The 12,240-nt window shown below is 68.9% G+C and carries 8 protein-coding genes and 1 pseudogene; all 9 read right to left on the reverse strand.

The features are described from left to right. A pseudogene (locus tag JNB61_RS19670) lies at positions 1–263 on the reverse strand (GTP 3',8-cyclase MoaA); the annotation flags it as partial. Next, a complete protein-coding gene (locus JNB61_RS19675; protein WP_220340714.1) occupies positions 260–721 on the reverse strand; it encodes a molybdenum cofactor biosynthesis protein MoaE in 462 nt (153 codons plus the stop codon). The pseudogene JNB61_RS19670 and the gene JNB61_RS19675, both read right to left, overlap by 4 nt. After that, a complete protein-coding gene (locus JNB61_RS19680) occupies positions 718–3,225 on the reverse strand; it encodes an FdhF/YdeP family oxidoreductase (protein ID WP_220340715.1) in 2,508 nt (835 codons plus the stop codon). The genes JNB61_RS19675 and JNB61_RS19680 overlap by 4 nt, the downstream gene beginning before the upstream one ends. A gap of 117 nt (positions 3,226–3,342) precedes the next feature. Beyond that, a complete protein-coding gene (locus tag JNB61_RS19685; RefSeq protein WP_220292945.1) occupies positions 3,343–4,233 on the reverse strand; it encodes a LysR family transcriptional regulator in 891 nt (296 codons plus the stop codon). A 52-nt stretch (positions 4,234–4,285) separates the two neighbouring features. Next, positions 4,286–5,095, reverse strand: a complete 810-nt coding sequence (locus tag JNB61_RS19690; RefSeq protein WP_220292944.1) for an IclR family transcriptional regulator — start codon at positions 5,093–5,095, stop codon at positions 4,286–4,288. An 87-nt stretch (positions 5,096–5,182) separates the two neighbouring features. After that, a complete protein-coding gene (locus JNB61_RS19695) occupies positions 5,183–7,675 on the reverse strand; it encodes a GcvT family protein (RefSeq protein ID WP_220340716.1) in 2,493 nt (830 codons plus the stop codon). A gap of 21 nt (positions 7,676–7,696) precedes the next feature. Beyond that, a complete protein-coding gene (gene purU, locus JNB61_RS19700) occupies positions 7,697–8,590 on the reverse strand; it encodes a formyltetrahydrofolate deformylase (protein WP_220340717.1) in 894 nt (297 codons plus the stop codon). 187 nt (positions 8,591–8,777) lie between these two features. Continuing rightward, positions 8,778–10,703: a BCCT family transporter gene (locus JNB61_RS19705; protein ID WP_220292937.1), complete on the reverse strand. Its 1,926-nt coding sequence runs from the start codon at positions 10,701–10,703 to the stop codon at positions 8,778–8,780. A 332-nt stretch (positions 10,704–11,035) separates the two neighbouring features. Next, positions 11,036–12,109 carry a hybrid-cluster NAD(P)-dependent oxidoreductase gene (locus tag JNB61_RS19710; protein ID WP_220340718.1) on the reverse strand — a complete coding sequence of 358 codons (1,074 nt, stop codon included), beginning with the start codon at positions 12,107–12,109 and terminating at the stop codon, positions 11,036–11,038. Positions 12,110–12,240: the final 131 nt, after the last annotated feature.

The raw sequence follows: 12,240 nt of genomic DNA on the forward strand, positions 1-12,240 counted from the left end.
ATCTCATCCACCGTCAGAATGCTCGACTTCGCCAACCACTCATTGCCCTGCTCCGGCATGCAATACGTGCACCGCAACGAACACCGATCCGTCAACGAAATCCGCAGATCCCGATGCACCCGCCCATGCGTATCCACGAGCGGATCGCCCATCGTCGCGGCCGGAGCGACGGGTGCAGAGGCCGCGGAAGCAGGAGCTCGGAGCGCGACGGACGCCGAGGAACGAGGCATCCGCCGCGCGATCGTGACCGGGATCGCCGTCATCCGCCGAGCCCCAGCCAGGTGGCCGTGCCGTCGATCTCCACCTGCCGCTTCCACACCGGGAGATCGGTCTTGATCGTCTCGATGAGGGTCCTGCACACGGCGAACGCGTCGCCGCGGTGGGCGGAGGCCACGGCGATCACGACCGCGATGTCGCCGACGCTCAGGCGCCCGACTCGATGCGACACGGCGACGAACGCATCGCTCTCGTCCGTTGCCGACTCTGCGATCCGTTGCAGCGCGCGCTCCGCGTCGGGGTGCGCGGAGTACTCGAGAGCGTCGACGGCGATCGCGGCATCCGGATCATGATCGCGCACCCGCCCCACGAACGTCGTGACCGCCCCCGCTGACGGATCGTCGACCGCCCGAAGATGCGCGTCCACGTCGAGTGGGGCCGAGCTGATCACCGCCAATCGCACCGATTTCGCCTCCCGGAGCGACGCGCGAGCGATCGAGCTCATCCGCGGTGCTCGAGACGGACGATCACGGCCTTCGAGGTGGGCGTGCCCGAGATGTCGGCGACGGAGTCGAGCGGCACGAGCACGTTCGTCTCCGGGTAGTAGGCGGCGGCGTTGCCCTTGGGCGTGTTGTAGGCGACGATGCGGAACTCCTCGGCGCGGCGCTCCTCGATCGTGCCGTCCGGACGCGTCCACTCCGACACCAGGTCGACGATCTCGTCCTCAGCGAACCCGAGAGCCTGGATGTCCTTGGTGTTCACGAGCACGACGCGTCGCCCGTCGTGGATGCCGCGGTACCGGTCGTCCTTGCCGTAGATCGTGGTGTTGTACTGGTCGTGCGAGCGCAGCGTCTGCAGCAGCAGCCGACCCCGCGGGATCACCGGGTACTCGAGCGGGTTGGCGGTGAACCGCGCCTTGCCGTCGACGGTCGCGAACCGGCGCGAGTCGCGGGGACCGTTCGGCAGGAAGAAGGTGCGACCCTTCTGGATGCGCGTCTCGAAGTCCTCGAATCCGGGGATGGTGTGCTCGATGTGCGAGCGGATGAGCGCATAGTCGGCCTCGAGCGCCGCCCAGTCGGCCCGGGGGACGTTGGGCGCGTCGACGAGGTCAGCGACCGAGCGGTGGCGTTCGGCTGCCGCGGTGCGCGGCTCGGTCGCCGCGACGGCCACCGAGTCGGCGGCCGCGGAGTGGGAAGCGGCGGGGGCGGCGGGCGTCCCCTCGATCGCGCCGTGCTCGGGCAGGCCGCGTTCGGCATCGCCCCCGTGGGAGACAGGGGCCACCGCCGGCGAGAACCCCTCCCCGAACACGAGGCCGCACAGCCGCGCGACGAGGGCGACTTCGCTGAGGAGCTCCTCCGACGGCGGGGCGAGCCGGCCGCGCGAGGCGTGCACAGCGCCCATCGAGTCCTCGACCGTCACCCGCTGCTCCGTACCGCCGCGACGATCGCGATCGGTGCGGCCGAGGGTCGGCAGGATGAGCGCGCGACGCCCCGTCACCACGTGCGACCGGTTCAGCTTCGTCGACACGTGCACCGTGAGATCGACCCGTGCCATGCCCGCCTCGACCACCGCGGTGTCGGGGGTCGCGGAGACGAAGTTGCCGCCCATGCCCATGAAGAACCGGACCCGGCCGTCGCGCATCGCCCGGATCGCCTCGACGGTGTCGAACCCGTGCTCCCGCGGGGCCCGGAAGGAGAACTCCCGGTCCAGGGCCTCGAGGAACTCCTCGGCGGGCTTCTCGTAGATGCCGACGGTGCGGTCGCCCTGCACATTGGAGTGGCCGCGCACGGGGCACACGCCCGCGCCGGCGCGGCCGATGTTGCCCTGCAGCAGCAGCACGTTCACCACGTCGCGCAGGGTCGGCACCGAGTGCTTGTGCTGGGTCAGTCCCATCGCCCAGCAGACGATGGTGGCCTTCGACGTGCGCACTTCCTCGCCCACCCGGCGCAGCGTCTTCTCGGGAAGCCCGGTCGCCTTGACGAGCTCGGACCACGAGGCATCCGTCATCGCCTGCCGGTAGGCGTCGAAGCCGCTGGTGTGCTCCGCGATGAAGGCGTGGTCGAGCACGCCGCCTTCGGCCTCCTCGGCCTCGAGCAGGTGCTTGCCGATCGCCTGGAACAGCGCCTGGTCACCGCCGGCGCGGATCTGCACGAATCGATCGGCGATCTTCGTGCCGCCGAACGCCACGCCGCGTACCGTCTGCGGGTTCTCGAACCGCATCAGACCGGCCTCGGGCAGCGGGTTGACGGCGATCACGCGGGCGCCGCGCTGCTTCGCCTTCTCGAGCGCCGACAGCATGCGCGGGTGGTTGGTGCCGGGGTTCTGGCCGGCGACGATGAGCAGGTCGGCCTCGTGGACGTCCTCGATGGAGACGGTGCCTTTGCCGATGCCGATGGTCTCGGTGAGGGCCGAGCCGCTGGACTCGTGGCACATGTTGGAGCAGTCCGGGAGGTTGTTGGTGCCGATGCCCCGCACGAGCAGCTGGTACAGGAATGCGGCCTCGTTGGACGTACGTCCGGAGGTGTAGAACACGGCCTCGTCGGGGTGGTCGAGCGCCTTGAGTTCATCGGCGACGAGCCGCAGCGCGTCGTCCCACGAGATCGGGCGGTAGTGGGTCCCGCTCTCGTCGAGCACCATCGGGTGGGTCAGCCGCCCTTGCTGGCCGAGCCACCAGTCGTCGTGCGTGCGGAGCTCATCGAGCGAGTGCGCGGCGAAGAACTCCGGTCCCACCCTGCGCAGCGTCGCCTCCTCGGCCACCGCCTTGGCCCCGTTCTCGCAGAACTCCGCCATATGGCGCTTGTCCTCTTCGGGCCAGGCGCAGCCGGGGCAGTCGAAGCCGTCCTTCTGGTTCACGCGCAGGAGCGTCTGCACCGAGCGCTTGACGCCCATCTGCGCGTTGGCGATCTGCAGCGCATGCAGCACTGCGGGCACGCCCACCGCGACCTTCTTGGGTCGCGACACGTGCATGCGGGTCTCGTCGATGTCTGTCTTCGGGGGCTGCGTCGCCATGGCGCCAGGTTATGTCCGGCAGAAGGGCGACGCTCGCGCCGTTCGTCCGGTGAGGTCGACCGGGAGAATTCGCCTCGCGCGACCGAGCAGGATCCGGTATCATCCCGCGCCGAGAAGTCAGGCCGCAGGCGTGACGAGGCGGCGTGCGGCTTCGTCGACCGCGAGCGACAGCGGCGGCCGCGGTTCGTCACCGAGCGTCGCGAGCACGATCGGGATGCTGACCTCCGGGCGCACGATCTCGGCCACCTTCACTCCGATGCTGGCCGCCGCCTTGGGCACGGCTGAGCGCGGCACCACGCTCACCCACTCCCCGGTACGCGCCAATGCGAGCAGCGCCTCCACCGAGTCCACCTCCACGCGCGGGCGCAGTCGCGCCCCTCTTTCGGCGAGCGCCTCGTCGAGGATGTGCCGGGCGCGCATGCCCGGCTCGAGCACGCACACCGGCATCCGCTCCAGCTCGGCCAGTTCGATCGCGTCGTTCAGGTCGGGTCGCATCGCGGATCCGACGACGACGAGCCGATCGGTCTCCACGAGGATGTGGCGGATGTCGTCGGCCGCCGCTGACGGGTGGAGCAGGCCGGCATCCAACTCGAAGGAGCGAAGCCCGCCGACCACCTGCTCTGAGGTCAGTCCGGTGATGAGACGCACCCGGAGATCCGGATGCGTGGCGCAGAGCTCCGCAAGGACGCGAGCGGCCAGCGCGACCCCCGAAGGGATCACGCCGACGCGCACCACCCCGCTCAATCGCCCCACCGCGCTGGACACCTCGTCCTTGAGCGCGCGATGATCGGCGATCACGCGCTGCGCCCACACCAGCACGGCCTCGCCCTCGGGCGTCAGCCCCTGGAAAGACCGCCCTCGCCGCACGAGCGGGACGCCCAGTTCGGTCTCCAGCTTGCGGATGGACTCCGAAAGGGCCGAGGCCGACACGTACGACGCCGCCGCGGCACGGCCGAAATGCTTCTCGCGGGCGACCGCGACGAAGTATTCGAGCTGAGTGAACAGCATCCTGACCTCCTCGTCATCGCGCGAGCACCCGCCCCCGTTGACCGTTGCCGCGTCAGCGCGGCGTCAGGTGCCCCAGACGGCGAGCAAGCTCCTGCGCGAAACCGCGCAGCTCCTCCGCGAGTCCGGGAAGCGCCTCAGGCGGCAGACGGAAGGCCGGCGCCGTGATGCTCAGCGCGGCGACCACCGAGCCGTCGGTGGCGAACACCGGGACGGCGACGGCGTTGGTGTGGTCCTGCCATTCGGCGAGGGCGCTGCCCCAGCCGCGCTCCCGCACGAGCGCGAGCTCGTCGCGCAGCTTCGCGGGATCGGTGATCGTCGTGTCCGAGAATCGCTCGAGGGAACCCGCAACGGCCTCGATGGCATCATCCCCCGCGAACGCCAGGAGTGCCTTGCCGGACGACGTCGCATGCAGCGGCGTCCGCTGGCCGACGTACTGGTCGCGCACGGCGACGCTGGATGTGCCGGTGGCCTGCGCGATGTTGACGGCGGCATCCTCCACGAGGATCGCGACGTTCGACGTCTCACCGAGACGCGCCGTCACTTCGTCGCAGATCTCCTGTGCCTCGCGGGCGAGATCGATGCGCAGCGCCACGGCACCGGCGATGCGGAGGGCGCCGGCGCCGAGTGAGTAGGTACCTCGATGCGTCTCCTGGACGACGAAGCGCCGGCCCTCGAGAGTGGCGAGGAGCCGGAAGGCCGTGGACCGGTGGACGCCGAGCTCCCGCGCGATCGCGCTGACGCCGGTCGGGCCGTTGTCCGCGAGGATCTCGAGGATCTGAAGCACGCGGTCAGCGGCTTGCACGGCTGAGGTCTCGCCCGACGCAGGAGGAGTCTCGGCTTTCATCGTCGGCTCGGCACTCACTCGGCCAGTCTATGGCGGATGCGCGCGCCGTCGCGTCGCGGGGACGACCGCAGTCGGCCGTCCCCGCGAGGATCGGCGGGCGAGATGTCATCCGCGGAGCCTGGTCATGTCGGGGTCGAACAACGGCTCCGCGGCGACGGTGGCCGCCACACGCGTGCCGAAGTACTCGATCTCGACGGCGTCGCCGACATCGATCGACAGCGGCAGCCACGCATACGCGATCGGACGACCCACGGTGTAGCCGTAGGCGGCGCTGGTGACGTAGCCGACGGGCGTGCCGTCGAGGTAGACGGGCTCCTTGCCGAGGACGATCGAGGTGCCGTCGTCGATCGTGAGGCACCGGAGACGCTTCGTGGATGCCGCGGCCCGCGCTTCGAGCCGGCGGCTGCCCACGAAGTCGGTCTTGGTGGCCTTGACGGCGAACCCGAGACCCGCCTCACCCGGCTCGTGCTCGGTCGTCATGTCGGTTCCCCACGAGCGGTACCCCTTCTCCAGGCGCAGCGCATTGAACGCGGCGCGGCCGGCCGCCACGATGCCCGACTCCTGACCGGCCTCCCACAGCGCATCCCAGAGGAAGCGGGCGGTGTCGGCGCTCGTGTACAGCTCCCAGCCGAGCTCGCCCACGTACGACAGGCGCATCGCCGTCACGCTGACGCCGGCGATCGACACCTGCTTGGCACGGAAGTACTTGAGACCGTCGTTGCTGAAGTCGTCGGCGGACACCCGCGAGATCACCTCTCGCGCGAGCGGACCCCACAGCCCGATGCAGGCGGTGCCACCGGTGGTGTCGCGCACCTGGACCCACTGAGACGGGTCGTTCCTCGTCTGGCAGCGGGCCTCACGCTGAAGGTAGGCCTCATCGATCGCGCCATTCGCGCCGACCTGGTAGGTCTCCTCGTCGAGCCGGGCGACGGTGATGTCGCTGCGGATCCCGCCGGCGCGGTCGAGCAGCAACGTGTACGTCACCGCTCCGGGGGCGCGCAGCATCTCACCCGTGGTGAGGCGCTGCAGCAGCGTCCCCGCGCCGGGGCCCGACACCTCCAGCCTCTTCAGGGGCGTCATGTCGTACATCGCCACGGCGGTGCGCGTCTTGTACGCCTCGACCGCGGAGATCGGCGAGGAAAACTTCGCCGCCCACGCCTCGCGCTGCGGGGGCTTCCACTCGTCGGGGAGCTCGTCGAGCAGCGCGGCGTTGGATTCGTACCAGTACGGACGCTCCCACGCCCCGCCCTCGAGGAAGTACGCCCCGAGCGCCTTCTGCTGTTCGTAGAACGGGCTCGTGCGCAGACCGCGAGGCTCCTTCTTGGGGTCGAGCGGGTGGAGGATGTCGTAGACCTCGACGAAGTTGCGCTCCGAGGTGGTCTGCACGTACTCGCGTGTCAGCTGGGCGGCCTCGAACCGGTTCACGTCGCTGTCTCCGAGGTCGACCTCCGAGTAGCCCTGGGTGAGGAGCTGGGCGACGGCCCGCGCGATACCGGCCGAGTGCGTCACCCAGACGGCCTCCGCGACGAAGAGGTTGTCGAGGGTCTTCGCCTCGCCCACGAGCGACCCGCCGTCCGGCGTGAACGAGAAGATGCCGTTGAAGCCCTTCTGGATCTGCGCGCCGCGAGTGTCGGGCAGCAGCTCCTGCGTGGCCTCCCACGCCGGGGCGAAGTGCTCCGGCGTGAACGCGAGGCTCGACGGCATCTGCTCGGCGGTGATGGTGCTCGCGGAATACTCCTCGAGCGTCGTGATGTCCACCGGCATCGGGTCGTGGTCGTAGGAGCCCACGCCGATGCGGTCCCCCCACTCGCGGAAGTAGAGGTCGCGGTCCTGATGACGCAGGATCGGCAGCGACGCGCCGGCAGGCTGCTCGTTGCGCCCCGCGAGCACCTCCAGCGGCGTCGTCCAGGCGTACTGGTGCGCGAGCGGGATCAGCGGAACCTTGAGTCCGATCAGCTCGCCGATCGCCGGGCCCCAGAACCCCGCAGCGGAGATCACGATGTCGGCCGGGATGCGCTCGCCGTCGTTCACGAACACCCCGGTGACCTTGCCGCCTGCCTGGTCGATGCCGGTGACGGTCGTGGCGTCGCGGTACTCGACGCCCGCTGCGCGCGTGCGCTCGATGAGGAGGCGGTTGGCCTGCACCGCGAGCGCGATGCCGTCGCGCGGCGTGTGGTACGCCCCGAGGACGCGATCCTGGTCGATCAGCGGATAGAGACGCTTGGCCTCGCTCGCGTCGATCACGCGGCCCTCGTGCCCGCGGGATGCCGCCCAGCCGGCGCGACGGTGCAGCTCGGCGAGGCGCTCCGGCGTGGTGGCCAGTTCGAGCCCGCCCACGTGGTTGAACGAGCCCCTGCCGTCGGCCGTCTTGAGATCGCTGAACTTGTCGATCGTGTAGATCGCGAACTCGGTCATGCTCTTCGAGCCGTTGGTGGCGAAGACGACGCCCGGCGCGTGGGAGGTCGAGCCGCCGGGAAGGTCCAGCGGGCCCTTCTCGAGGACGAGCGTGTTCGTCCAGCCGCGCTGGGCGAGCTCGTCGGCGATGTTGACGCCGACGACGCCGGCTCCGATGATGACGACGCGGGGTGCGGTTGCCATGGTGTTTCCTCGAGTCCTGAATCAGTTGAAGACGATGGTGCGGTGGCCGCGCACGAGTACGCGGTGCTCGCAGTGCCAGCGGACGGCCCGCGAGAGGACGAGGGCTTCGACGTCCTGACCGAGCGTGGCCATCGTGCGCGGGTCGGCGGCGTGGCTGACGCGCTGCACGTCCTGCTCGATGATCGGGCCCTCGTCGAGGTCGCCCGTGACGTAATGGGCGGTCGCCCCGATGAGCTTGACGCCCCGGTCGTATGCCTGGTGGTACGGGCGGCCGCCCTTGAAGCCGGGCAGGAACGAGTGGTGGATGTTGATGGCGCGCCCGGCGAGGTCGCGGCACAGTTCGTCCGAGAGCACCTGCATGTAGCGGGCGAGCACGACCAGATCGGCGTCGTACTCGTCGACGAGTCCGCGCAGGCGATCCTCGGCGGCGGCCTTCGTGTCGGCGGTGACGGGCACGACGACGAAGGGAAGGCCCGCTGCCTCGGCCATCTGCCGGAGGTCCTCGTGGTTCGACACCACGGCGACGATCTCACCGCCCAGGGTGCCCGCCCGCCAGCGGAACAGCAGATCGTTGAGGCAGTGGCCGGACTTCGACACCACCACCAGGATGCGGGGCGACTGGCTGGTGTGGAACGCGAACTCCATGTCGAACTGCGCGGCGATCTCGGCGAACTGCTCCTCGAGCTCGGAGATGTCGAGGTCGCCCTCGCCCCCGGAGAACGACGTCCGAAGGTGGAACGCGTCCAGGTGAGCGTCGTCGAACTGGTGGTGCTCCTGGATGTTGAAGCCGCGTTCGTAGAGGAAGCCGGTCACGGCGCGGACGATGCCGGGGGCCTGCGCGCAGCTGAGCGTGAGCACGACGGGCGAGGCGACCGCGTTGTCGGCCGCCGGCGCCGAGAGGGAGGTGAGAGTCACGGGAGATCCTTGCGATTGGTGAGAAGTCGGGATTCAGTTGTTGCGTCGTGTGCACAACGTGCGTCTGATGCAACCATTATGCGGCGTAGGTGTCCCCTGCACAATGGTTTCGTCGCCGGAAATGAAAGGCGCCGCGCGGCTCGCTCGAAGATCGATGCCGCGCGGCGCCTCTCGCTATCAGGCGCGCTCAGCTCTTCGGAGCCACCTTCGGGGCCGCGCTCTCGTCGAGCCGTGCCGTGGCCTCCGAATCGCTCGCCACGGGTTCTGTGGCGATGATCTTGGTCGAGCGGAGGCGGCCGGGATCCGGCGGGGATCCCCCGCCGTTGGTGGACGGTGACACTCCTGTGGCGGGCGCGTCCGGGGCCGGCGAGACGATCGGCACCTCGATCGTGTTGAGCGTGAAGGGCACGCCCGCGTGGGTCTCAACCCCCTGCGCGACCGACTCGGCAAGAAGGTGCTGTGCGAGGTCGGTGCGAATCACGAGCGGATCTCGCGCCAGGTCCTTCCACAGCGCGACGCACAGCAGGAGCATCACGATGACGAAGGGCACCGCCGAGACGATCGTGATGTTCTTCAGGCCATTGAGGGCGGCGGCCGGATCCTGACCGCCGGCGAGCAGCATGACCGCGGCCACGGCGCCGGTGGCGACGCCCCAGAACACGATGATGCGCCGACGCGGGTGCTCGGTGCCGTTCTCGCTCAGCATCCCCATCACGATCGACGCGGAGTCCGCGCCGGTGACGAAGAAGATGCCGATGAGCACCACTGTCAACACGGTGAGCGCGATGGTGACCCACGTCGGGAACGGAAGGGCGTTCAGAAGGTTGAACAGCGCGGTGTCGGAGTTCACGACCGGGACGCCATCCACGACGTCTGCGATGCCGGCAGAGAGGTCGCCGACGGCTTCCGCCCGCTGCTGGATCCCGATGGCCCCGCCGCCGAAGATGACGAACCAGATCGTCGACACGATCGACGGCACCAGGAGCACACCGGTCACGAACTGACGGATCGTCCGGCCGCGCGAGATGCGCGCGATGAACATGCCGACGAAGGGCGTCCACGAGATCCACCAGGCCCAGTAGAAGACGGTCCACCCCGACATCCATGCGGCCATCGACTCGTCACCGGCCGCCGCGGTGCGCGAGGCCATCTCGGGAAGGTTGCCGACGAACGCGCCGACCGCGTCAGGCAGCACATTGAGGATGAAGAGCGTGGGTCCGCCCAGGAACACGATGATCGCGAGGATGACCGCGAGCACCATGTTGATGTTCGACAGCCATTGGATGCCGCGCTCGATGCCTGAGACCGCCGACGCAACGAACGCCGCGGTGAGTACCGCGATGATCACGACCAGCACCGGCGAGCCCACCTCGGGCAGGAGGCCGAACGTCTCGATGCCCGCGCCGATCTGCAGCGCGCCGAGCCCGAGCGAGCAGGCCGAGCCGAACAGCGTGGCGAGGATCGCCAGGATGTTGATGACGCGCCCACCGGCCCCGTTGACGACCTTCGGGCCGAAGATCGACGTGAACATCGACGAGAACAGCTGCGAGCGACCCAGGCGATAGGTGCCGTATGCCATTCCCAGCCCGACGATGGCGTACATCGCCCACGGGAAGAGCGTCCAGTGGAAGAGCGTCTGCCCCATGGCGACGTTGAGCGCCTCGGGCGTCTGCGGCTCCACCGTTCCCGGCGGCGGGGAGAGGTAGAAGAACAGGGGCTCGGCGACGCCCCAGTAGACCAGGCCGATGCCCATGCCGGTCGCGAACATCATCGCAACCCACGAGGATGTCCGGAACTGAGGCTGATCGCCATCCTTGCCCAGCGGGATCCGCCCGAACCGTCCCAGAGCGACGACGAGGACGAACACGGTGAAGATCGTCGCAGCGCTGACGAACAGCCAGCCGAGGTTGTTCATCGTCCCTTCGAGGGCCGATGCGGCGACCGAACCGAGGCTTGTCGGGCTGATGACGCCCCACGCGACGAAGCCCACGGCGAGAAGAGCCGCGACGCCGAACACGATCTTGTCCAGCCCCAGGCGACGGGGCTGCTCTTTGAGGGAGTGGGCATCCTTCAACGAATCGATGAGGATGCGGGTTGTATCTGTGGAAGTCATACGCGGCGGCCTCTCCTGATGGGGGGTATCGGAGACGGCCATCCACCTCCTTCATGGGTGTGCGATGGGTCGCGACGCCTGCTCGATGGATCGTCGAACGATGGCTGCGTTCCCGGACTGTTCGATGTGACCCGCTGGATGTCCTCCAGCGGCGGTCCCTCCTTCGTGTGCATACGGTGCTGCTTCTGGCGTGTCACCGTGTGTCGAGCCGTCGACGTTGACGGAGTGTGGACATCTCTGTCCCTCGAAAAGGGGCTGACTGTTGCTTATCACGCAACCGGTTCGCTCTTAGCAACATATCGTCCTCCTCTCAGGGCGTTTCGTCAAGGGGTTCAGGCGTCGATGACGACGGGTCCGCGGGGGCGTGAGCAGCAGGCGAGGATCTTGCCGTTGTCGATCTCGCGTTGGCGGATGCCGCCGTTGTGGGCGATGTCGACGTCGCCGGAGATCTTGCCGGTCTTGCAGGTGCCGCAGATGCCGTTCTGGCAGGACGTCATGATGCGGATGCCGCATTCCTTGGCGGCGTCCAGCACGGTGAGCCCGTCCGCGATGGTGACCGTCTTGCCGCTCTTGGCGAACGTGACGGCGTGAAGCCCCTCCGCGGTGGGATCGACCACGACCTCTTCGGCCCCCGCCAGCACGAACGACTCCTGATGGATGCGGTCGCGATCGACGCCCAGGCTCAACAGCAGCGATTCGGCGTGAACCATATATGCATCGGGGCCGCAGATGAACACTTCCCGGTCGAGCAGATCGGGCACGTTCTCGCCGAGCATCCCGGCATCCAGTCGACCGACCGGTCCGAGCCATGCTCCGTCGGGGTCATGCGAGACCGCTTGGATGACGCGCACATGCGCGTTCTCGGCGTTGATGCGGGCGAGCTCCTCGGCGAAGGCGACGAACTCGGGGGCGCGGGAGTTGTGCACCAGCACGACGTCGACCGGCTGGGCCAGGTCGTGGATGGATTCGAGGATGGAGATCATCGGGGTGATGCCGACGCCGCCGGCCAGCAGCAGCAGCCGCTCGGCCGGGTGGAACGCCGTCGAGAACTCCCCCGCCGGCCCGCTCAGCTCGACCCGGTCGCCGACGCGCAGGTTGTCATGCAGCCACCGCGACATCACCCCGTCCGCCTCGCGCCTGATCGTCAGCTGCACCGAGTAAGGCCGGGTGGACGGGGAGCTGACCGTGTAGCACCGACTGACCCGCTCCCCGCCGATGTCGACGCTCACCGTGATGTACTGCCCGGGCTCGTGCGGCAGCGCACGGCGATCGTCGGCGACGAACTCGAACGTGGCGATCTGCCCCGTTCGCCGCGTGATGCGCGTGCACGTGAGGGGGCGTCCTATGGGATCCTCGTCCCAACGGTCGTACTCGGCACGCACGGCGCCCGGTCCCAGCTGGTTCACGACACGCCCTCTTCGATGTAGTCGTTGATGCGGTCGAGGTACCAGTTGCAGAACGCGTTGACCTGGTACTCGCTGGGCATGTAGGGGCCGGGCACGTAGGCGGGGTCGGTGACGCCCTTCTGCGCCAGCTC

Source organism: Microbacterium ureisolvens (genome assembly GCF_019511645.1).
GTDB classification, from domain to species: Bacteria; Actinomycetota; Actinomycetes; order Actinomycetales; family Microbacteriaceae; genus Microbacterium; species Microbacterium ureisolvens_A.

Coding starts and splice junctions, on each gene's coding strand:
- JNB61_RS19675 (WP_220340714.1), bottom strand. CDS start 721: ATGAGCTCGATCGCTCGCGCGTCGCTCCGGGAGGCGAAATCGGTGCGA.
- JNB61_RS19680 (WP_220340715.1), bottom strand. CDS start 3,225: ATGGCGACGCAGCCCCCGAAGACAGACATCGACGAGACCCGCATGCAC.
- JNB61_RS19685 (WP_220292945.1), bottom strand. CDS start 4,233: ATGCTGTTCACTCAGCTCGAATACTTCGTCGCGGTCGCCCGCGAGAAG.
- JNB61_RS19695 (WP_220340716.1), bottom strand. CDS start 7,675: ATGGCAACCGCACCCCGCGTCGTCATCATCGGAGCCGGCGTCGTCGGC.
- JNB61_RS19705 (WP_220292937.1), bottom strand. CDS start 10,703: ATGACTTCCACAGATACAACCCGCATCCTCATCGATTCGTTGAAGGAT.